Source organism: Vibrio sp. 11986-1-5 (genome assembly GCF_963878025.1).
GTDB classification, from domain to species: Bacteria; Pseudomonadota; Gammaproteobacteria; order Enterobacterales; family Vibrionaceae; genus Vibrio; species Vibrio injensis.
The window spans coordinates 80,939-103,105 of the sequence record NZ_CAWNVW010000051.1 but is presented as its reverse complement, the minus strand read 5'-3'; the positions used below and the strand labels follow the sequence as shown (position 1 = coordinate 103,105).

Below are 22,167 nucleotides of genomic sequence, written 5' to 3'. Positions count from 1 at the left end.
AATGACTCAGTGGATAGCAGGTCAATGGATTGCTGGACAAGGCGATGCGTTGAGTTCAATCAGCCCTTACGATGATCAAGTGATTTGGCAAGGCAATAGCGCCACGGCAGAGCAAGTTGAACAAGCGATCAGCGCGGCTCGCCAAGCATTCATCGCATGGAAAAATCGGCCATTTGCTGAGCGTGAACAAATAGTGTTGGCGTTTGCTGAGCAGGTCAAAGCCAACAGTGAAAAAATTGCAGAAGTGATTGCCAAAGAAACCGGCAAACCGCTATGGGAAACGCGCACCGAAGCGGCGGCGATGGCTGGTAAAATTGCGATTTCTATTCGTGCTTATCATGAGCGTACTGGGCAGCAGCAACGTGAGGTGGCAGGCAATACGATTGTATTGCGGCATCGTCCTCTTGGCGTAATGGCGGTATTTGGTCCGTATAATTTTCCTGCTCATTTGCCCAATGGACACATTGTTCCTGCTTTACTGGCTGGTAATACAGTGGTGTTTAAACCTTCTGAGCAAACCCCATGGACTGGTGAGCTAGCGATGCAATTGTGGCAAGCGGCGGGATTGCCCGATGGTGTGCTTAACCTAGTGCAAGGTGCGAAAGAAACGGGCATTGCGCTCGCGCAATCAAAAAATATTGATGGCTTGCTCTTTACTGGTAGTGCCAATACTGGTCACCTCTTACATCGTCAGTTTGCCGGTCAACCCGATAAAATGTTAGCACTGGAGATGGGCGGCAATAATCCGATGGTGATTTCTGAGCATTATGGCGATATTGATGCGGCGGTATACACCATTATTCAGTCAGCGTTTATTAGTGCAGGACAACGCTGTACTTGTGCTCGTCGCCTTTATTTACCTGAAGGGGAAAAAGGCGATCAGCTGCTCGATAAACTGCTAAAAGCGACCGAGCGGCTGCGCATTGATCAGCCTTTTGCTGATCCTGCCCCCTTTATGGGGCCACAGATTTCACGTGCCGCCGCTGAGTTTATTTTGACGGCACAAGCGAATTTACAAGCGTTAGGCGGAAAATGTTTATTAACAGCGAAGGCTCAACAAGCGGCGTTCGTCACACCAGGGATTATTGATGTCACTGCGATTAATGATTTACCTGATGAAGAATATTTCGGCCCATTATTGCAAGTCATTCGTTATCAAACACTGCCTCAAGCTGTAGCGCTGGCTAATAATACGCGCTTTGGTCTATCAGCAGGGTTAGTGTCGACCGACGATCAAGAGTGGCGATATTTTATTGATCATATTCGCGCTGGCATCGTTAACCGTAACCGTCAACTTACCGGAGCCAGTGGCGATGCTCCCTTTGGTGGGCCGGGTGCGTCAGGTAACTTGCGTCCCAGCGCGTTTTACGCCGCGGATTACTGTGCTTACCCAATGGCGTCGATGGAAGGGCAAACGACAGAATTACCCGCGACACTATCACCAGGGGTTGTTTTGCCTTAAATCGTCAACACAGCTAAAGCGTGTCGATAATGTTTAACCTATAACGTCTCTATCGCGAGAGGCGTTATCCACCCACTGACAAGGAGGCGTCATGACGCCAAGTGCGCTTTTTCAATGTTTATGGAATGACTATATTCAGCGTCTTTGCCCTGCGGCAGAAAAAGTCCATCATTTGCTCCAGGAAGACGAAGCACTGATCAATGACCACATTGCTTTACGAACCTTTAATATAGCACCACTGGGTATAGAGACTTTGGCCAAGCCGTTTCTGGCCTTAGGCTACGTTGCTTGTGGTGATTATCTGTTTGAAAGCAAAAAGCTGGTGGCGAAGCATTATGAGCATCCTGATCCTAAGCAACCTAAGGTATTTATTAGTGAATTAAAGGTCGAAGAGTGCTCAGCAGAGTTACAATCGATCGTGGCTAAGTTAGTGGCTCAAGTCGAGACGACTCGCCTTGATGATGTCGACTTTCTTTATGCTGGCCGTCTATGGGATCTCTCGTTTGTGGATTATCAAATCTTAGCCAAAGAAAGCGAGTATGCGGCGTGGTTAGCCGCCCATGGTTATGGTGCCAATCACTTTACGGTGAGTGTTAATCAGCTCAAGGCATTTAATGAAGTGAAAGCGGTCAATGATCATCTGCGTCAGGCGGGCTTTACTATCAATGAAAATGGCGGTGAAGTGAAGGGCACACCAGAAGTGTTACTAGAACAGTCCTCGACCATGGCTGATAAGGTGCCAGTCTCGTTTAACGACGGTGTTGAAGTGATCCCCGGTGGTTTTTATGAGTTCGCTAAACGTTATCCAATGGCGAACGGTCAATTGTATAGCGGCTTTGTGGCAGCTTCAGCAGATAAAATCTTTGAAAGCACCGATCTTCGTTAGTAAAAAACGGAATGGGTAGCCAACAATGAACAACAAAAAAGCTACTTTAGGTGAACTAAAGTAGCTTATTCAGGCTTTAAGCATGTTAAACCAGAGGTTAACGAGTGCCGTAGACCACGATGGTTTTACCGTGTGCGGATATCAGATTTTGCTCTTCAAGCATTTTCAGAATCCGACCAACGGTTTCACGAGAACAACCAACGATTTGACCAATTTCTTGACGAGTGATTTTGATTTGCATCCCATCAGGGTGAGTCATTGCATCGGGTTGTTTTGCTAGGTTTAGTAGAGTTTGTGCAATACGACCAGTCACATCAAGGAACGCCAAATCACCGACTTTTTGGCTGGTCACTTGTAGGCGACGAGCCATTTGCCCTGATAGACGCATCAGGATATCGGGGTTAACTTGAATCAATTGACGGAACTTCTTAAAAGAAATTTCCGCGACTTCACAAGGGGATTTAGCTCGAACCCAAGCGGTACGCTCTTGATCTTCTTCGAACAGACCAAGCTCGCCGATGAAATCACCTTGGTTAAGGTAAGAAAGAATCATCTCTTTACCTTCTTCGTCTTTAATCAGTACCGCAACAGAACCTTTAACAATGTAGTACAAGGTTTCCGCTTTTTCGCCCGCATGGATCAGCGTGCTTTTTGAAGGGTACTTATGAATATGACAATGTGAAAGGAACCACTCTAGTGTTGGGTCGGTTTGAGGTTTACCTAGAACCATAATATCTCACTTCCTCTGCAGGGTACGCTCGCTGCTGTCCGTATATTTTAGCGAAGCCTTAATGGATTAACTAGAATAAGAGGACTTCCTAATGGCTGCAAGCTATCTTGTGTTCGGTAAGGAATAGTATCCTTTTTCGAACGCGATTTCTTGATTTTAATCGTATCAAACCATGGATATTTTACGCAAAAACGTGCACATGATCACGGTATGAAAAGTAATCGTGTTAATAAGACCGTAGCCTGACCGATTATGCGAATTTCTTACTCATCAGGTCAAGATAAGGCAATCTCAACCAATTTTTCCGGATTCAATTAATTGCTGGAGTAAGGGTTGCACGATAAGTTCCATAGCAAAGCCCATTTTGCCGCCAGGAACCACAATCGTGTTGTGACGCGACATAAACGAGCCATCAATCATTGCCAGTAAATAGGGATAATCGACATTCTTTATCCCGCGTAAACGGATCACCACAAAGCTTTCATCTAAACTCGGGATGCCTTTCGCATTGAGAGGATTTGAGGTGTCGACCGTAGGCACTCGTTGAAAGTTAATGTGAGTACGCGAAAACTGAGGGGTAATGTAATTCAGATAATCGTCCATTGAGCGAACGATAGAATCCATGACTGCTTCACGAGAATGGCCGCGATCACGAGTATCGCGCACGTATTTTTGGATCCATTCCAAATTGACAATTGGAACCATGCCAATTAAAAAATCGACATGTTGCGCGACATTAATGTCACCGTCGACCACACCGCCATGTAAGCCTTCATAAAATAAGACATTGGTATCATCAGGCAGTTGCTGCCAAGGTGTGAAGGTGCCGGGCATCTGATTATAGGGGACGGCCTCGTCAAAGGTATGCAGATAACGACGGATTTGTCCTGCGCCCGTTTTGCCATATTGGCGGAAAAAATCTTGCAGAGCAGGGAAGTCATTCGCTTGCGGACCGAAGTAGCTAATATGTCGACCTTGTTCTCTTGCTTTACGAATTTCAATATCCATTTCTGGACGAGTGAAGCGGTGGAAGCTATCACCTTCCACCCAAGCGGGTTTAATGTTCATCATATTGAACATTTTACGGAAAGCTTCTGATGTGGTCGTTGTACCAGCGCCTGATGAACCGGTGACCGCAATAATGGGATGTTTTGCTGACATGACATACCTTGTCTGTTGATCCTTGAGGGGCAAAGCCCATGGCTGGTTTCACTATATCATGGAAAAAACGCAGCAGAAAACGCCGATTTTTGCCGTCAGCGTGCGGTACTTTTGATATCGATCGTTTCGTGTAACTCAGAATAGACGATCATCGCTTGCCCACTGCGCAGTTGAGCGATGACTTGATCGATTTTGTCTTGTAAGCTGATTTCACTTTCACCGTAGTCAGTGCCTTCGCGTAAGACAAACTCACGAATTAAATTGTCTAGAGTGTCACTGGCGATATGTTGCCAAGGAACGATCATAAATACCTCATGATTTTATGAACTGATAATCTCTGTTTTACGATGTTTCGCTGCAATAGGACGCTAATTTTTATCTCTGTCGCCAATCAACGTAGTAACTCGGCAAAGCCTGCTCAAGCCAGAACCTAGGTTGACCTAAGCTGCCAGTTAAAAAACCAACATGGCCACCGTGTTCAAATAATTGGTAGTTAATCTCTGGGTTTAAAGGGCCGCGCGGGATCACTGCTTCAGTCATAAACGGATCATCGGCAGCATGAATGATCAGCGTAGGGATAGTAATCGCGCCTAATTTCATCAGGCCTGAGCATTGTTGATAGTATTCTTGAGCATCTTTAAAACCGTGTAGCGGTGCGGTGATCAAATCATCAAATTGGTAGAGCTTGCTTACTTGACGAATGCATTGCGTGGTTAAACCTAGCTCATCTTGCAGCAATGGCGCTTTTTTTAACGCATTATTTTTTAATGATGAGAGTAAATAACGGCGATAAATTTTTGAAAAGCCCTGTTCAATACGTTGCGAACACGCTGCTAAATCCAGTGGTGCGGAAATGATGGTGGCTGCATCGACAATAGGATCATCCCGATAGCGCGCCAAATAGTTGACCAGCATATTACCGCCTAAAGAGACTCCAGTCGCAATAATGGTGCGCTGAGGGAATTGTGCTCGTAGGTATTCAAGTACGAAACGCGCGTCTTCTGTTTCACCCGAATGGTAAGCTCGAGCTAAGCGGTTGGGTTTTCCGCTGCAGCCTCGAAAATGCATCATCACCGATAGCCAACCATGTCGAGCAAACGCATCCATTAAACCATTCGCATAAGGGCTATAAAAACTGCCTTCTAAACCGTGAAATAAGACAAAAATGGGCTTATCGACACCGGGGGTAGCTGGCTCACTCCATGCTAAATCAAGAAAATCGTTATCTGGCGTGGTTAAAGTTTGCCAAACCGGCGTAAAGCAAGCCGCTCGACGAATTAAGCGCGGTAGCAGAGTTTGTAAATGTGGGTTGGTTAATCCATTCGCGGCAGTAAACGGCGACATAAAAAACCTCAATTCTTTATGATCATCATGTTGGTTTTACCGAGGTAGAGAACAGAGAGATCAAATGCTCAGCGCCAAGTTGTCGACAGTAGCGCTCAGTCAACGCTAGGTCTTTGGTCGGGGATAATCGGAACCCCTGTACGCAGGCGATCAGCTCTGCTTGCTGCTGTTTTTCTAACCGTAATTCAAACTGTAGCGCTTCACGGTATAGTGTTTCTGATAGGTGAGACTTTAGTTTACGGCGCAACTCACGAAAAGAGTGAACTAAGCTTTCTGAATGATTTAAACACGCCAATAAGCGTGGCCATTCTGAATCGTTAATGCTGAGTTGTTGTTCGTCTAACCATTTGAGCAGCAAGAGTAAATTAACATTCCCCTGAAACTGGTTTTGCAGACACAAGCACGCTTCTTTCACTTCATTAACCGCATAATAGTCAAGGCTAAATTGCCATAAGCCTTCTAACGTTAATGATGAATGCGCGTGTGTTGGTATCATGATTGATGAAATTCCTGTTCCAGTTGCTCAAGATGTTCTTGCTCGGCCATCCAATCACTTTCTACTTGCTCAAGGGCACTTTTTGCTGTGGCCTGATTAGCAATCACTTCGGTTAATTGGGCTTTATTTTCCGCGTCATACAAACTGGACTCAGAAAGGGTTAACTCGGCTTGAGCGAGAATCGCATTCAACTTATCCATTTTCTCTTCTAACTGTGTCAATTTTTTGCGAATTGGCGCGGTCTGTTTACGAAAATCGGCTTCGCGGCGTTTTTGTTCTTTTTTCGCTGCAGCACTGTTGGCGCTGTCTTTGACGGGTTGAGTGGCTTGGGCTTCTTTACGCGCAATTTTCTGTTGATCGGTTAGCCATTTGTAGTAATCGGTTAAGTCACCATCAAAAGGAGCGACTTGCTGATCATGCACTAAATACAGCTCGTCAGTGGTTGCGCGTAGTAGATAGCGGTCATGACTGACGATCACCATCGCTCCCTCAAAGCTTTGTAAGGCAAAGGTCAAAGCTTGGCGCATGTCTAAATCTAAATGGTTGGTCGGTTCGTCCAACAACAATAGATTAGGTTTTTGCCAGACAATCAGTGCTAGTACTAAACGGGCTTTCTCGCCACCGGAGAAAGGGGCCACTTTTTCTAGCGCTTTTTCCCCCTGAAAACCAAAACTGCCTAAATAATTGCGCAGCTCAAGTTCGGTTTTATCAGGAGCAATCTGCATCATGTGCTGTAACGGCGTTTCTTGTGGATGTAATGTTTCCAACTGATGCTGGGCAAAGTAGCCGATTTTCACGCCTTGAGAGTAAGTGAGATCGCCACTTTGCGGTTTCAGTTCACTGGAGAGCAGTTTGATTAATGTTGATTTACCCGCGCCATTACGTCCTAGCAAACCAATTCGGCTACCCGGGACTAAGTTAAGACGAATCTTTTCGAGGATCAGTCGATCGTCATATCCGGCGGCCACGTTATCCATCATTAAAATCGGATTAGGCAAGGCTGCGGGTTGACGAAACTCAAAGCTAAAGGGGTTATCAAATTGCGCTGGTAAAACTTGCTCCATTTTTTCCAGTGCTTTAATTCGGCTTTGTGCTTGGCGCGCTTTTGAGGCTTTATAGCGAAAGCGATCAATATAGCTTTGCATGTGTGCCATCTGCTTTTGCTGTTTTTGATATTGCGCTTGTTGCTGCATTAGCTTTTGCGCGCGTTGTACTTCAAACGATGAGTAGTTACCGGTGTATTCATTGAGCTGCTGATTTTCAATATGGATAATCCGATTGACGATCGGATCAAGAAAATCGCGATCGTGAGAGATCAGTAATAACGTACCAGGATAGGTTTGTAGCCAACGCTCGAGCCACATGACCGCATCTAAATCGAGGTGGTTGGTTGGTTCATCAAGCAGCAGCAAATCAGAGCGACAAATCAGCGCTTGGGCAAGGTTAAGGCGCATACGCCAACCACCAGAAAATTGGGTCAAATTCCAACTCATTTGTTGCTGACTAAAGCCTAAACCATCCAGAAGTTCGGCTGCACGCGCTTGAATACTGTAACCACCAATGGTTTCAATATGACCATGTAATTCGGCGACACGGGTGCCATTATCTTGTTGCTCGGCTTCACGGAGTTGTTGTTCTAAGCGACGATATTCTCGATCACCATCAATCACGTACTCTAAAGCTTGTCGCTCTAAAGCGGGCGTTTCTTGGGCAACCCAGGCCAATTCCCAATGAGCCGGTTGATTAAATGAGCCGGCATCAATCGATAGCTCCTCTTTCATTAATGCAAATAGCGTTGATTTACCGCAGCCATTTTTGCCGACCAAACCGACTTTATCGCCGGGATGAATAGTGGCTGAGGCTTTATCAAGCAGCGGTTTTCCGCCACGGAGTAATTGAATGTCAGAGAAGATAATCATAAAAAGTCGAGTCTAGTTAGCCGTGTATGTCGTCGCGAATAGTAGGAGGAATCGGTATAAATGTCGATGATTATACCGATCCATTGCGCGTCTTCCTATGTGGCTCTTCATCGTTAGGATTCGCTGGGTGAGGGGAGGCTTAGCTATCGCTTAGTCGGCTTTCATACTATAATTTTCGTCACGATTGAGCAGTTTACGCTAAGGAAATCCGTTGCTTGCTCTGATAATGGATCGCTTTTATTAAAGAGAGTCAAGGAATGACTAAGGATCGAGAAACGGTTTCTTCCCATCACGCAAGCGCCGCCCACTTACCGAAAGTATTAGTGATTTACGCTCATCCCGACCCGGATCACTCGCTGGCTAATCGTCTGTTGATTGAACGAATTATCGCTTTACCTCATGTCGAAGTGCTTGATCTGTACGCGACCTATCCCGATTTTTTTATCGATGTGAATCAAGAGCATCAACGTTTACTGGCCGTTGATGTGATTGTCTTCCAACACCCGTTATACATGTATTCGTGTCCAGCATTGTTAAAAGAGTGGATTGATAAAGTGCTCGGTAAAGGCTTTGCTTTTGGGCCAGAAAGTGCACTGCAAGGTAAGCGTTGGCGAAGTGTAATCACGACCGGTGGGCATCGAGAGGCCTTTAGTACTGAGGGATACAATCGTTATCCATTGAGTGAAATTCTACAACCTTTTGAATTAACCGCCGCGTTATGTCGTATGCGCTGGATTGAGCCGTTAGTGATGTATTGGGCAAGGCACATCAGTGATGCTGAACGCAAACAACATGCTGATCAGTATGTCGCTTGGCTAGAAGGGTTACGTCATGATGACTGATTGGCTCTCCAGTTCGGTGATTTTTTTGACGGCTGCCGTGGTCGCAGTACCGATAGCTCAACGTTTAGGGCTTGGCGCTATTTTAGGCTACTTACTCGCCGGGATTGTGATTGGCCCTTGGGGGTTAAAGCTTATCACAGATGTTAATGCGATTTTGAACTTTGCCGAATTTGGCGTGGTACTGCTGCTATTTTTGATTGGCTTAGAGCTGAATCCTAAACGATTGTGGCAAATGAAAGGACCGATCCTTGGGCAAGGTGGGTCACAGATGTTAATCACCAGTAGTGTGCTCGCGAGCGGTTTGTGGATGTACGGTTTCTCTTGGCCAGTGAGTATTACTATTGGGTTGATTCTTGCGCAATCGTCGACGGCAATAGCGCTACGTACCATTGATGAAATGCGGTTAACCTTAAGTGATACGGGACGCACGGTATTTGCTGTGTCGCTGTTTCAAGATTTAGCGGTCATTCCAACGCTTGCTTTAGTGGCCATCTTTGCCGGCCAAACAACGGGTGACAGCTTACCATTAATGTCGATGTTGGCAGGGGTAGCAGGGCTATTAATTGCTGGGCATTTCCTATTGCAGCCTTTATTTCGGTGGGTGGTGAATAGCCAAGTGCGCGAGCTATTTACCGTAGCCTCGCTATTGTTGGTGATTGCGATTGCCTTATTGATGGAAAAGCTTGGTTTGTCGATGGCCTTGGGCGCTTTTCTGGCAGGTATGCTACTTGCGGAAAGTGAATTTCGACATGAGCTAAGTACGGCTATTGAACCTTTTAAAGGCTTATTGTTGGGGTTATTTTTTATCGCCGTGGGCATGTCGGTTAATATCGCTTTATTGTGGCAGGAGTGGTGGCTGGTCAGTCTGCTGGTGATCGGATTAATCAGTGTCAAAATGGCGATCATGTATGGTTTAGCGCGTCTAGCTAAAGTGCGTTCGAAAGCACGCAGTCGCAGCGCGTTGATTTTGAGTCAAGGCGGAGAAATTGGTTTTGTTATTTTGACGGCAGCCACGGATGGGTATTTATTAACAGATAGTCAGTCAGCGTTGCTGGTTTTAGTGATCAGTGTCTCGATGATGACGACCCCATTATTGCTCAAACTTCAAACCTTCTATTATAGCCAGACGTTAAATAGCACTGACGAGGAGCCTGACAATACGATTGACCATCAAACTCCGCAAGTGATCATCGCTGGCTTTGGCCGTTTTGGACAGATCGTTGGCCGATTAATGTACGCCAATAAGATTAAAATTACCGTACTAGAGAGTGATGCCAGCCAAATTAAACTGCTGCGTAAATATGGTTATAAGGTGTTTTATGGCGATGCGACCCACCTTGAACTGCTGCGTGCTGCGGGGGCTGCACAGGCGGAGGCGATAGTGATCTGTACCGATGAGCCCGATCAAGTGATGCGGATTGTGACTTTGTGTCAACAGCACTTTCCACAACTGAAAATCTTAGCGCGGGCGCGAAGTCGGGTAGAGGCCTATCAATTGTTAAGCCACGGTATCGCCGGGCATTCTCGAGAGACGTTTCTCGGCGCTTTAGATTTAGGACGACAAGTGCTTGTGCAATTAGGCATGCACCCTTATCAGGCTAAACGAGCAGAAGCGCATTTTCGCCGCTTGGATGTCACCATGCTGAAAGAACTATTGCCGCAGCACAGTGATGATAAAAACTTAACGTTACGGACTAAAGCGGCTCGTAAAGAGTTGGAAGAAATTTTTGGACGAGAGATGGCAAATGATCGCCAAGCTCGTGATTATTGGGAAAAACGTAGGACGAAATAGTGAGCACAAAAAAACGTTTTATTGCTGGAGCCCGTTGCCCAAATTGTAAAACAGAAGACACACTTCGCTGGTGGATAGAGAATAACATTGAGTTGGTGGAGTGTGTGGAATGTGATTACGCAGAACAACGTAAACCGCAGTCGGTAGAAAAAAGTCAACATGCCACTGAACAAATGATTGGGATTTTTAAACCAGAGTAATTGAGTTTCAGTGTATAATCTTCATAATATTGCCCATCTCTCTTTTAATCTGAGATGAGCAAAACAAAACCAACCTCCTTGGAGCCGTTATGAAAATTGAAAAAAACGTGGTTGTGAGCATTGCCTACCAAGTAAAAATGGAAGATGGCGTGCTCGTAGACCAATCAACAGTGGAAGCCCCACTGGAGTATTTACATGGTCACAACAACCTAATCACTGGTCTTGAGCGTGAGCTCGAAGGTAAAGTTATCGGTGATAAATTTAGCGCAACTATCGCACCAGAAGATGCTTATGGTGAACACAGTGATGCGCTGGTACAACGTGTTCCTGCGGATGTTTTCCAAGGTGTGGATGAGTTGGAAGTCGGTATGCGTTTCTTAGCTGATACTGATCAGGGGCCTATCCCGGTTGAGATCACTGAGGTAGATGGTGATGAAGTGGTGGTTGATGGTAACCACATGTTAGCGGGCCAGACCTTGACGTTTGATGTTGAAGTGATTGCGCTACGTGAAGCGACAGCGGAAGAACTCGAGCATGGTCATATTCATCATGCTGGTGGCTGTGGCCACGACCATGGGCATGACCACGACCACGATGGTTGCTGCGGCGGTGAAGGTCACCACCATCATGGACAAGAAAAAGAAGGCTGCTGCGGTGGCGGTAGCTGTGGCTCTCATTAATCGATAGCCAAAGATAACTTATTACGATGGAAACCAGCGGCTAAGACCGATTGGTATTCGGAAATCGTGTAAGTTTGTCGATGATATTGAAAGCGTTAACTGTTCTACGGTTAGCGCTTTTTTTAAAGGAACTCTACGATGAAATCTCCCTTTGCAATCGCCATTCATGGCGGAGCTGGCACGATAGTGCGTGAGCAGATGAGTGCTTCACTGCAGCAAGAAATAACCCAAACCTTAGAGGCGGCGGTGTGCGCTGGACATCAGCATTTAGAGCAAGGTGGCGATGCGCTAGATGCGGTTGTCGCTGCTGTTACTTTACTTGAAGATTCGCCGTTATTTAATGCTGGCAAAGGTTCTGTCTTGACTCATCAAGAAATGGTTGAGATGGATGCCGCGGTGATGCATGGTCAACAACGGTGCGTTGGCGCGATTGCTGGGGTAAAACACATCAAAAATCCGGTTGTTCTGGCGAGAGATGTGCTGTTGCACAGTGAGCATGTGTTTTTGATTGGTGAAGGTGCTGAGACGTTTGCTTTTGCGCACGGCCATCCGTATACCGAACAGGACTATTTTTTTACTGAGCGACGTTATGAGCAATTATTAGCCATGAAAGCCAGTGATCAAACGGCGTTATCTGAATCGGTTTATCCAGATGATAAGAAATATGGCACCGTGGGTGCGGTTGCGCTCGATCAACAGGGTAATTTGGCGGCAGCAACCAGTACTGGCGGCATCAGCAATAAGCGTTATGGACGAGTAGGGGATTCACCGATCATTGGCGCAGGTACGCTGGCTGAAAATGGTAATGTAGCGATCTCAGCAACTGGAGTGGGTGAATACTTTATTCGCTATCAGGTTGCAGGAGAAGTGGCTGCTCGAATGCGTTACCTGCAACAAGACCTCGTCACCGCTTGTGAGACGGTTATTCAAGGTGAACTCAAGCAAGTGGGAGGCGAAGGCGGATTGATCGCTATTGATCAACAGGGCCACATTCATTTTGCGATGAACAGTTCCGGCATGTATCGTGCGGCGATTGACCGTGATGGGATTTGCTCGGTAAAAATTTATGCTGATGAATAGAAGCGCTCGCTGTCTCTGTACGAGACGGTTTTTTTAATTGGAGTCTCGTTGCGAGTAACCGACAAGCGCAATGCGTTTAAAAAATAACTGCAACTCTAGGGATTCGGTGCTAGAATCCTTTTTTAACTAGCAATCAGACTTGGAAAGATGGGAAATAACGTAGTCGTTCTAGGCACCCAGTGGGGTGACGAAGGTAAAGGTAAGATAGTTGACCTTTTAACAGAAGATGCCAAATATGTGGTTCGCTACCAAGGCGGCCATAACGCGGGGCATACTCTAGTCATCGACGGTGAAAAAACCGTTCTTCACTTAATTCCGTCCGGTATTCTTCGCAACAACGTGAAATGCATTATTGGTAATGGCGTAGTTCTGTCACCGGATGCATTAATCAAAGAGATGACACCGCTTGAACAGCGCGGCATTCCTGTTAAGGAGCGTCTGTTCATTTCTGAAGCTTGTCCTTTGATTCTTCCTTATCATATCGCTCTTGATCAAGCACGCGAACTGGCTCGTGGTAAAAAAGCCATCGGTACCACAGGTCGCGGTATTGGTCCTGCTTATGAAGATAAAGTGGCGCGTCGTGGCCTGCGTGTTGGCGATTTGTTCAACATGGTTTCCTTTGCTGAAAAACTTAAAGAAGTCATGGAATTCCATAACTTCCAGCTAGAGCATTTTTATAAAGTAGATCCAGTGAGCTATGACGACGTCTTAGCTCAAGTACAAGGCTACGCTGAATTGTTGACCTCTATGGTCATCGATGTGACCGATGAATTGGATGCGGCACGTAAGCGTGGTGACAAGATCATGTTTGAAGGTGCACAGGGTACACTGTTGGATATTGACCACGGTACTTATCCTTATGTAACGTCTTCTAACACAACCGCTGGTGGTGTGGCTGCTGGCTCAGGTTTTGGTCCACGTCATCTAGGTTATATCTTAGGTATCGCAAAAGCCTACTGTACTCGTGTTGGTGCAGGTCCATTCCCAACAGAATTGGATGATGAAGTAGGCAACCACTTAGGTACTAAAGGTCATGAATTTGGCGCGACGACGGGTCGTAAACGTCGTTGTGGTTGGTTTGATGCGGTGGCTATGCGCCGTGCGATTCAAATCAACTCCGTTACTGGTTTTTGTTTAACCAAGTTAGATGTGCTTGATGGGCTGGAAGAGCTAAAAATCTGTACGGGTTATCAAATGCCGGATGGTTCTGTTGCACAGGTATCACCAATGGCGGCGGATGCTTTCGAGGCGGTAACGCCTATTTACGAAACGATGCCAGGTTGGTCAGAAAATACTTTTGGCGCGACATCAATTGAGTCATTACCTCAAGCGGCGATTAATTATATTAAGCGCATTGAAGAGTTAACGGGCGTGCCAATTGATATTATTTCAACGGGTCCAGACCGTAACGAGACGATCATAAAAGTACACCCATTTAACGTGTAACTTTTTGACTCGTTTGACAATTGTTCTATTTTAAAAAGCTGGCGCTTCGCCAGCTTTTTTATGCTTCATTATTCATACTCTTGGTCTTGGTGGCAAAAAGTTGCCGTAAAGAGGCAATTTATCCTAAAGTGAATGCGAGGGCTGCCGATACAAGAATCAAGCCGAGCCCTTGCGCGCTGTCGCGCTATACTAGTATGGCTATCGGATTCAACCAAGAGTGCAAGTATGAAGCTACGTACGGTAGCCGCTTCTATATTATTCGCATTTCACTCTTCCTTCGGTCACGCCAACGTGGCGGATGTTAAAGAGCCTGTGCCGATTTATTCTGAAGCTGAGCTAATTAAACTGATCGAACAGAACCAACACTTGGAGCGACTGAAAGCCGATCGCTGCCAGTTGGTCGAGGACATTGTTGCTCGTGCAACGCGGATCAGTCTGCCTGCTTATGAATTTTTATATGGTGATATGTTGGCGTGGGGCGTTTGTGTTGAGCAAGATGTTGAGCTGGGCTTGTACTATATGGAAAATGCTGCCCATCAAGGATTAGCCAGTGCCCTAGAACAGCTTGGTCGTTATTATTCGCGAGGCACGTTAGTCCAGCAAGATAGAGAGCGAGCCATTCCGTATCTTCGTGAAGCGGCGGCGATGGGCAATCTGAATGCTCGGATTCATCTTGCTGAGCTGTTATTACGCGATCATGGTAGCCCGTTAGATTATGAAGATGCCTATCGCTGGTTATACAACTCAGTGACTGCCGATCAGCGAACTCACAATCGAATTACCTTGCTACGACAAGGATTAGAAATGAGGATGCCAGAAAATATCATTGCCCGAGCGAAGCGCCGTGGCAGCTTCTGGTAAATAAAGCTTGTTTATCTTAGCCTTTTTCTCTATGATTCTTTCGCTTACTGGATGATTGTTATGCAGTAAGTGATAGATGTAGAATATTATTAATACTCAATCCTATCTTATTATTTCCTACTTAGCGTTTAACGCTCGCTTTACCACTTTCTCTCAACATCCTGTCATCATACACACGATTCAACTCTTCGTTATTTATTGTGACAACTTGATTCCGGTCACGTAATACACAAAGTTGTTGCGCTTCTGCCGGTTGGGATTAGCTATTAAGCTTAAGAACACAGTAGGATATACTTTATGTACCTTCCTAGAAAAGCAGGTCTGCCTATGTCTGATACTACCCATACTGATCCGTTTGCGGATCGCGAAGCCGATAACTACGATAACCCGATCCCAAGTCGTGAATATATTTTAGAATTCCTCACCAAAGCCAATGTACCCATGAACCGTAACGATCTGTTCGCCGCCCTTGAATTATCGGGTGAGGATCATTACGAAGGTCTACGTCGTCGCCTCAGAGCGATGGAGAGAGATGGCCAATTGGTGTTTACGCGTCGTCAATGTTACGCCCTACCAGAAAAACTGGAAATGATTAAAGGCCATGTCATTGGTCATAAAGATGGCCATGGCTGGGTTCGCCCAGAAGGTGGTCTAAACAAAGAAAACGACATTTTACTGCCACACCATCAAATGCGTACCCTTATTCATGGTGATTTCGTCTTAGTGCAACCAACTGGCACCGATAAAAGAGGCCGAAAAGAAGGGCGTTTAGTGCGTATCCTTGAAGCTCGTAATGCACAAATTGTCGGGCGTTTTTTCCTTGAGCAAGGTTATTCGTATGTGGTTCCGGATGACTCGCGCATCCATAAAGATATTTTAATCCCAACCGAACACCGCGAAGGCGCTCGGATGGGCAATGTTGTGGTGATTGAAGTAACCGATCGTGGTACTCGTACCCGAGGCATGATGGGTAAGGTTGTAGAAGTACTAGGTGAAAGTATGGCACCGGGTATGGAGACTCAAATCGCTATTCGCACCCATCAAATTCCTCATGAATGGCCTGATGAAGTCTTAAAGCAAGTCAGTGGACTAAAAGAAGAAGTCCCTGAAGAAGCCAAACAAGGTCGAGTCGATTTACGTCAATTGCCTTTAGTGACCATTGATGGTGAAGATGCTCGTGACTTTGATGATGCTGTGTATTGTGAAGCCAGAAAAGAGGGTGGCTGGCGTCTATGGGTGGCCATTGCTGACGTGAGTTATTATGTTCGTCCTGGTAGCGCGTTGGATAAAGAGGCGACCAATCGTGGTAACTCCGTGTATTTCCCATCGCAAGTGGTCCCCATGTTGCCGGAAGTTTTATCTAACGGACTGTGCTCGCTCAACCCACAAGTCGATCGGTTATGTATGGTGTGTGAGATGACCATCTCCGATAGCGGCAAACTTATCGATTACCAGCATTATGAAGCGGTAATGAGTTCTCATGCTCGACTCACCTACACCAAAGTTAACGATATTTTGCAGGGTGATGAAGAACTGCGTGAGCGCTATCAAGCGGTTGTGCCTCATCTTGAGCAGTTACATAACATGTATCAGGTACTGAAAACCGCTCGTGAACAACGTGGCGCAATTGAATTTGAAACGGTAGAAACCAAATTCATCTTTAACGCTCAACGTAAGATCGAAAGCATTGAGCCTGTGATCCGTAACGATGCTCATAAGCTGATTGAAGAGTGTATGATCCTCGCTAATATCGCCTCAGCATCGCTAGTCGAAAAAGCCAAGGAAGCCGCTCTGTTCCGAGTGCATGAGCCACCGGGTGAAGAACGCCTAATGGGCTTTAGAGACTTCTTGGGCGAACTAGGACTCGACTTGAGTGGTGGACTGGAGCCATCGCCAACCGATTACGCCAATCTAATGAAACAAATCGGTGAACGTGCAGATAAAGAGCTGATTCAAACCATGCTACTGCGCTCAATGAAGCAAGCGGTTTATAACCCCCATAACGCAGGTCACTTTGGTCTAGCATTAAAACGTTATGCCCATTTTACTTCACCGATCCGCCGTTATCCGGATTTACTTTTACACCGTGCAATCAAATATTTGATTGCTAAAGAACATCATCAGACCCAAGATCGCTGGACACCAACCGGAGGCTATCACTACTCGTTTGAAGAGATGGACTTTTATGGACAACAGTGTTCAATGACTGAACGCCGCGCCGATGATGCAACACGAGAAGTATCAGACTGGCTAAAGTGCGAGTATATGCAAGATCATGTTGGGGAAGAGCTCGATGGTGTGATAGCCAATGTGACTGGATTTGGTTTCTTTGTACGACTCACTGAATTACATATCGATGGCTTGGTGCACATCTCTAATTTGGCTAATGATTATTATCAGTTTGACCCTATCGGCCAACGTTTGATTGGTGAGTCATTCGGTCATATTTATCGCTTGGGTGATGCAGTTAAAGTGAAGGTGTTATCAGTCAATTTAGATGATAGACAAATTGACTTTGAATTAGTTGAAACAAGTCGTAAGCTACGCGGCGAAGGTAAAACGGCCAAAAAGCGGGCGGTTGAAGCGCAAGCAAAAGCCAAGAGTAAAAAAGCGGGCACGCGTGGTGGCAAAGCTGTTCCAATGGTTGAGCCAACCAAGCGTCCAGATAAATCAGAGAGCGCAGACTCAGCGAAAAGTAAACGCGCTAAGTCTGATAAAGCCAGTAAAGCGAAATCTCGTTCTAAAACGGCAAAGAGCCGAGCAAAAACGAAATAGGTAAGTAATGAGTAATGAACTGATTTACGGCATTCATTCGGTTAATGCTGTGATGCAGCGTGAGCCGGCCCGTATCATTGAAGTGTATGTTTTGAAAGGTCGTCAAGATGATCGGCTACTTCCGCTATTGAATGAATTGCAGCGTTTAGGGCTATCAATTCAGGAGATGGGGCGTAAGGCACTGGATGACAAAGCTCAAGGAGCTAATCACCAAGGGTTGATAGCTAAAGTCAAGCCAGCTAAAGCGTTAAACGAACATGATCTAGACGCAATATTAAGTCAGTATCAACAACCACTTCTGCTGGTGCTGGATGGCGTGACCGATCCGCATAACTTAGGTGCGTGTTTGCGTAATGCTGATGCTGCTGGTGTGGCGGCGGTGATTGTACCTAAAGATCGTTCAGCACCGATGACAGCCACGGTAAGTAAGGTCGCTTGTGGTGCAGCAGAAACCGTCCCTTTAGTACGTGTGACTAACTTAGCGCGCACGATGCGTGCTCTACAAGAGCAAGGGGTTTGGTTTGTTGGCACGGCCGGCGAGGCGACCCATGATCTTTATCAAAGCAAATTGACTGGACCTTTAGCGATCGTGATGGGAGCAGAAGGAGATGGCATGCGCCGTTTAACTCGTGATACTTGTGATGATCTAATCAAAATACCAATGGCTGGCAGTGTTTCCAGTTTAAATGTCTCAGTCGCGACCGGGATTTGCTTATTTGAAGCGGTGCGTCAACGCAATAACATTTAATGTTTATACCGATGCTATCGTTAAGAAACCTAGGTCTACTAACCTAGGTTTCTTGTTTCTCGCCTCATTCGTTTATTTTTCCAACACCCCCTTGCAAGTCAATCTGTGATCTGTATAATGCACCCCCACTGGTTAAGCCAGTTGTGAACCAATGAGCAGCGAGGAGCAAGCTTGTGGTAACACAGGTGAGGTAACGTATACTCAGCTTATGTTCGCAGTTAATAGGATTAGCTTTAGTTAATTTAATTAGCTGACAATGTGCCCAATCGGGGTACTACGGTTTCACATAAATCAATCGACATTCACCCGCCATGGCAGGTTCGAATGGCGATATTGTTTGTGTAATTTTTACTTATTGGAGCTCTGTCTCATGCAGAACCAACGCATCCGTATCCGCCTTAAAGCTTTCGATTACAAACTAATCGATGCTTCTACAGCGGAAATCGTTGAAACAGCTAAGCGTACCGGCGCACAGGTTCGTGGTCCAATTCCACTGCCTACTCGTAAAGAGCGTTTCACTGTTCTTATCTCTCCACACGTAAACAAAGATGCACGTGACCAGTACGAAATTCGTACTCACAAGCGTCTGATCGACATCGTTGAACCAACTGACAAGACTGTTGATGCTCTTATGCGTCTTGATCTTGCTGCTGGTGTTGATGTTCAAATCAGCCTAGGTTAAGGGAGATTAGAAGAATGATTGGTCTAGTCGGACGTAAAGTGGGTATGACCCGCGTATTTACTGAAGAAGGCGTTTCTATCCCAGTAACTGTTGTTGAGGTTGAAGCGAACCGTGTTTCTCAAGTGAAAACTCTTGAGACTGACGGCTATGCTGCTATCCAAGTAACAGCTGGAACTAAGAAAGCTAACCGCGTAACTAAGCCAGAAGCTGGTCACTTTGCGAAAGCAGGTGTAGAAGCTGGTCGCGGTCTTTGGGAATTCCGTTTAGAAAACGGCGAAGAGTTCGAAGTTGGTGCTGAACTGACTGTTGAATTGTTCAACGAAATTAAGAAAGTAGACGTTACTGGTACATCGAAAGGTAAAGGCTTCCAAGGTGCTGTTAAGCGCTGGAACTTCCGTACCCAAGATATGACTCACGGTAACTCTTTGTCTCACCGTGCTCCTGGTTCAATTGGCCAATGTCAAACCCCAGGTCGCGTATTTAAAGGCAAAAAAATGGCAGGTCACATGGGTGCTGAGCGTGTAACGACTCAAAACCTAGAGATCGTACGTGTTGACGCTGAGCGCAATCTGCTTCTTATTAAAGGTGCAGTCCCAGGTGCAACTGGCGCTAACGTGATCGTCAAACCAGCTATTAAAGCATAACGTCTAGGAGTAAGTAATGGAATTGATGGTTAAAGGTGCTAACGCACTAACTGTTTCCGAAACTACTTTCGGACGTGAGTTCAACGAAGCTCTTGTACATCAAGTAGTTGTTGCGTATGCAGCAGGTGCTCGTCAAGGTACTCGTGCTCAAAAGACACGTTCAGAAGTTTCTGGCGGTGGCGCTAAGCCATGGCGTCAAAAAGGTACTGGCCGTGCACGTGCTGGTACAATCCGTAGCCCAATCTGGCGTACAGGTGGTGTTACTTTTGCTGCGAAGCCACAAGATCACAGCGTTAAAGTAAACAAAAAAATGTACCGCGGCGCTATGAAAAGCATTCTTTCTGAGCTAGTTCGTCAAGAGCGTTTAATCGTTGTTGATAACTTCTCGGTTGAAGCACCAAAAACGAAAGAACTAGCAGCAAAGTTGAAAGAACTTGAGCTAAATGACGTTCTTATCGTGACTGGCGAAGTAGACGAGAATCTATTCTTAGCTGCTCGTAACCTATACAAAGTTGACGTGCGTGATGTTACTGGTATCGATCCTGTAAGCCTAATCGCATTTGACAAGGTTCTAATGACTGCTGCTGCAGTTAAGCAAGTTGAGGAGATGCTGGCATGATCCGTGAAGAGCGTCTACTAAAAGTTCTACGTGCACCGCACATCTCTGAAAAAGCCACTATGGCAGCTGAAAAAGCGAACACTATCGTTTTTAAAGTTGCTAAAGATGCGACTAAAAAAGAGATCAAAGCAGCTGTAGAAAAGCTATTTGAAGTTGAAGTTAAGTCTGTAAATACTCTTATTCTTAAGGGTAAGACCAAACGTCAAGGTCTACGCCAAGGTCGCCGCAGCGACGTTAAAAAAGCGTATGTGACTTTGAAAGAAGGTCAAGATCTTGACTTCGTTGGCGGCGCGGAATAACAGGAGTAGTTGAATAATGGCTATTGTTAAATGTAAGCCGACTTCCCCTGGTCGTCGTCACGTCGTTAAAGTTGTTAACGCAGACCTCCACAAGGGTAAGCCATACGCACCTCTTCTAGAGAAAAACTCTAAGAATGGTGGTCGTAACAACAACGGTCGTATTACAGTACGTCATATCGGTGGTGGTCATAAGCAACACTATCGTTTGATTGACTTCAAACGTACTAAAGACGGTATCCCAGCGAAAGTTGAGCGTCTAGAATACGATCCAAACCGTAGCGCAAACATCGCTCTAGTTCTGTACGCAGACGGTGAGCGTCGCTACATCATTGCACCTAAAGGTCTCCAAGCTGGTGATACTATCCAGTCTGGTGTTGATGCGCCAATCAAAGCAGGTAACACTCTGCCATTGCGCAACATCCCTGTTGGTTCAACGATTCATAACGTTGAATTAACGCCTGGTAAAGGTGCACAGCTAGCTCGTTCTGCTGGTGCGTATGCTCAACTTGTCGCTCGCGACGGTGCATACGTTACTATCCGTCTACGTTCTGGCGAAATGCGCAAAGTACTTTCTGAAGGCCGTGCAACAATCGGTGAAGTTGGTAACTCTGAGCACATGCTACGTGAGCTTGGTAAAGCGGGTGCTTCACGCTGGCGCGGCGTACGTCCAACCGTACGTGGTGTAGTAATGAACCCTGTTGATCACCCACATGGTGGTGGTGAAGGCCGTACTTCTGGTGGTCGTCATCCTGTATCTCCATGGGGCGTACCAACGAAAGGCTACAAAACTCGTAGTAACAAACGCACTGACAAGTACATCGTACGTCGTCGTAATAAGTAATCTATTTAAAGAGGAATCGCCATGCCACGTTCTCTCAAGAAAGGTCCATTTATTGACCTACACTTGCTGAAGAAGGTAGAGAAAGCGGTGGAAAGCGGAGACAAAAAGCCTATTAAGACTTGGTCCCGTCGTTCAATGATCATTCCAACAATGATCGGTTTGACCATCGCTGTCCATAATGGTCGTCAACACGTTCCAGTTTTTGTAACTGACGAGATGATCGGTCACAAACTGGGTGAATTTGCCCCAACTCGCACTTACCGTGGCCATGCTGCGGATAAGAAAGCCAAGAAGCGTTAAGGAGTAGATGATGGAAGCATTCGCTAAACATAACTTTGCTCGCATTTCGCCTCAGAAAGCTCGCTTAGTTGCAGATCAAATTCGTGGTAAGTCAGTTGACCAAGCTCTAGAAACGCTAACGTTCAGCAACAAAAAAGCAGCTGAACTGATTAAGAAGGTTCTAGAGTCAGCAATCGCTAACGCGGAGCACAACGAAGGTGCTGACATTGACGATCTACGTGTCGCTAAAATCTTCGTAGATGAGGGCCCAACCATGAAGCGTATTATGCCTCGTGCAAAAGGTCGTGCGGATCGTATCTTGAAGCGTTCAAGCCACATCACTATTGTTGTCGCAGACCGCTAAGAGACTAGGAGAGTAAG

General features: G+C 46.0%; 24 protein-coding genes. 18 read left to right on the top strand and 6 right to left on the bottom strand.

Annotated elements, in window-relative coordinates:
- Position 1 precedes the first annotated feature (1 nt).
- Both astD and AACS00_RS13490 read left to right on the top strand, forming a co-directional pair.
- On the top strand, positions 2 to 1,462 hold the full coding sequence (gene astD, locus AACS00_RS13495) for a succinylglutamate-semialdehyde dehydrogenase (protein ID WP_110167707.1): 1,461 nt from the start codon (positions 2 to 4) through the stop codon (positions 1,460 to 1,462).
- Positions 1,463 to 1,553: 91 nt separating this feature from the next.
- Positions 1,554 to 2,348 carry a DUF1338 domain-containing protein gene (locus AACS00_RS13490; protein WP_110167706.1) on the top strand — a complete coding sequence of 265 codons (795 nt, stop codon included), beginning with the start codon at positions 1,554 to 1,556 and terminating at the stop codon, positions 2,346 to 2,348.
- A 97-nt stretch (positions 2,349 to 2,445) separates the two neighbouring features.
- Here the strand turns inward: AACS00_RS13490 and crp are convergent, their stop codons facing one another.
- The 6 genes from crp to AACS00_RS13460 form a co-directional block, all read right to left on the bottom strand.
- Entirely contained in the window at positions 2,446 to 3,078 is a 633-nt protein-coding gene (gene crp / locus AACS00_RS13485; RefSeq protein WP_004394497.1) for a cAMP-activated global transcriptional regulator CRP, read from the bottom strand.
- A 291-nt stretch (positions 3,079 to 3,369) separates the two neighbouring features.
- Entirely contained in the window at positions 3,370 to 4,239 is an 870-nt protein-coding gene (locus AACS00_RS13480; protein ID WP_004394498.1) for a phosphoribulokinase, read from the bottom strand.
- 95 nt (positions 4,240 to 4,334) lie between these two features.
- Positions 4,335 to 4,544: a YheU family protein gene (locus AACS00_RS13475; RefSeq protein WP_004394499.1), complete on the bottom strand. Its 210-nt coding sequence runs from the start codon at positions 4,542 to 4,544 to the stop codon at positions 4,335 to 4,337.
- Positions 4,545 to 4,614: 70 nt separating this feature from the next.
- Entirely contained in the window at positions 4,615 to 5,583 is a 969-nt protein-coding gene (locus tag AACS00_RS13470; protein WP_110167705.1) for a hydrolase, read from the bottom strand.
- 25 nt (positions 5,584 to 5,608) lie between these two features.
- The gene (locus tag AACS00_RS13465) at positions 5,609 to 6,079 is read right to left on the bottom strand and encodes a TIGR02444 family protein (RefSeq protein ID WP_110167704.1); all 471 of its coding nucleotides are present in this window, start codon (positions 6,077 to 6,079) and stop codon (positions 5,609 to 5,611) included.
- Entirely contained in the window at positions 6,076 to 7,998 is a 1,923-nt protein-coding gene (locus tag AACS00_RS13460) for an ABC transporter ATP-binding protein (RefSeq protein WP_110167703.1), read from the bottom strand. Before AACS00_RS13460 ends, AACS00_RS13465 begins: the two co-directional genes overlap by 4 nt.
- Before the next feature lie 257 nt (positions 7,999 to 8,255).
- Here AACS00_RS13460 and kefG point away from each other — a divergent pair, with 257 nt between their 5' ends.
- The 16 genes from kefG to rplV all read left to right on the top strand — a co-directional run bounded on the left by kefG (position 8,256) and on the right by rplV (position 22,150).
- Positions 8,256 to 8,840, top strand: coding sequence for a glutathione-regulated potassium-efflux system ancillary protein KefG (gene kefG / locus AACS00_RS13455; protein WP_110167702.1), 585 nt, complete (start codon positions 8,256 to 8,258; stop codon positions 8,838 to 8,840).
- Positions 8,833 to 10,632 (top strand): glutathione-regulated potassium-efflux system protein KefB, encoded by a 1,800-nt coding sequence (kefB, locus tag AACS00_RS13450; RefSeq protein WP_110167781.1) that lies wholly within the window; start codon positions 8,833 to 8,835, stop codon positions 10,630 to 10,632. The genes kefG and kefB overlap by 8 nt, the downstream gene beginning before the upstream one ends.
- Entirely contained in the window at positions 10,632 to 10,832 is a 201-nt protein-coding gene (locus AACS00_RS13445) for a YheV family putative zinc ribbon protein (RefSeq protein ID WP_110167701.1), read from the top strand. Before kefB ends, AACS00_RS13445 begins: the two co-directional genes overlap by 1 nt.
- 89 nt (positions 10,833 to 10,921) lie before the next feature.
- Entirely contained in the window at positions 10,922 to 11,512 is a 591-nt protein-coding gene (slyD, locus tag AACS00_RS13440) for a peptidylprolyl isomerase (RefSeq protein WP_110167700.1), read from the top strand.
- 138 nt (positions 11,513 to 11,650) lie between these two features.
- On the top strand, positions 11,651 to 12,592 hold the full coding sequence (locus tag AACS00_RS13435) for an isoaspartyl peptidase/L-asparaginase family protein (RefSeq protein ID WP_110167699.1): 942 nt from the start codon (positions 11,651 to 11,653) through the stop codon (positions 12,590 to 12,592).
- 147 nt (positions 12,593 to 12,739) lie between these two features.
- The gene (locus AACS00_RS13430) at positions 12,740 to 14,038 is read left to right on the top strand and encodes an adenylosuccinate synthase (protein ID WP_072670436.1); all 1,299 of its coding nucleotides are present in this window, start codon (positions 12,740 to 12,742) and stop codon (positions 14,036 to 14,038) included.
- 225 nt (positions 14,039 to 14,263) lie between these two features.
- The gene (gene motX / locus AACS00_RS13425; protein ID WP_040903975.1) at positions 14,264 to 14,899 is read left to right on the top strand and encodes a flagellar protein MotX; all 636 of its coding nucleotides are present in this window, start codon (positions 14,264 to 14,266) and stop codon (positions 14,897 to 14,899) included.
- 327 nt (positions 14,900 to 15,226) lie between these two features.
- Positions 15,227 to 17,674, top strand: a complete 2,448-nt coding sequence (rnr, locus tag AACS00_RS13420; protein ID WP_110167780.1) for a ribonuclease R — start codon at positions 15,227 to 15,229, stop codon at positions 17,672 to 17,674.
- Positions 17,675 to 17,681: 7 nt separating this feature from the next.
- Positions 17,682 to 18,422 (top strand): 23S rRNA (guanosine(2251)-2'-O)-methyltransferase RlmB, encoded by a 741-nt coding sequence (gene rlmB, locus AACS00_RS13415; RefSeq protein WP_110167698.1) that lies wholly within the window; start codon positions 17,682 to 17,684, stop codon positions 18,420 to 18,422.
- 370 nt (positions 18,423 to 18,792) lie between these two features.
- Positions 18,793 to 19,104 (top strand): 30S ribosomal protein S10, encoded by a 312-nt coding sequence (rpsJ, locus tag AACS00_RS13410; protein WP_001181007.1) that lies wholly within the window; start codon positions 18,793 to 18,795, stop codon positions 19,102 to 19,104.
- A 14-nt stretch (positions 19,105 to 19,118) separates the two neighbouring features.
- Positions 19,119 to 19,748, top strand: coding sequence for a 50S ribosomal protein L3 (rplC, locus tag AACS00_RS13405; RefSeq protein ID WP_004394520.1), 630 nt, complete (start codon positions 19,119 to 19,121; stop codon positions 19,746 to 19,748).
- 16 nt (positions 19,749 to 19,764) lie between these two features.
- A complete protein-coding gene (rplD, locus tag AACS00_RS13400; RefSeq protein WP_004394521.1) occupies positions 19,765 to 20,367 on the top strand; it encodes a 50S ribosomal protein L4 in 603 nt (200 codons plus the stop codon).
- Positions 20,364 to 20,666, top strand: coding sequence for a 50S ribosomal protein L23 (gene rplW / locus AACS00_RS13395; protein WP_004394523.1), 303 nt, complete (start codon positions 20,364 to 20,366; stop codon positions 20,664 to 20,666). Before rplD ends, rplW begins: the two co-directional genes overlap by 4 nt.
- 16 nt (positions 20,667 to 20,682) lie before the next feature.
- Entirely contained in the window at positions 20,683 to 21,507 is an 825-nt protein-coding gene (rplB, locus tag AACS00_RS13390) for a 50S ribosomal protein L2 (RefSeq protein ID WP_004394524.1), read from the top strand.
- Positions 21,508 to 21,528: 21 nt separating this feature from the next.
- Entirely contained in the window at positions 21,529 to 21,807 is a 279-nt protein-coding gene (gene rpsS / locus AACS00_RS13385; RefSeq protein ID WP_004394525.1) for a 30S ribosomal protein S19, read from the top strand.
- Between the two features lie 10 nt (positions 21,808 to 21,817).
- Complete coding sequence (gene rplV / locus AACS00_RS13380) at positions 21,818 to 22,150, top strand: 50S ribosomal protein L22 (RefSeq protein ID WP_004394526.1); 333 nt, start codon at positions 21,818 to 21,820, stop codon at positions 22,148 to 22,150.
- Positions 22,151 to 22,167 lie beyond the last annotated feature (17 nt).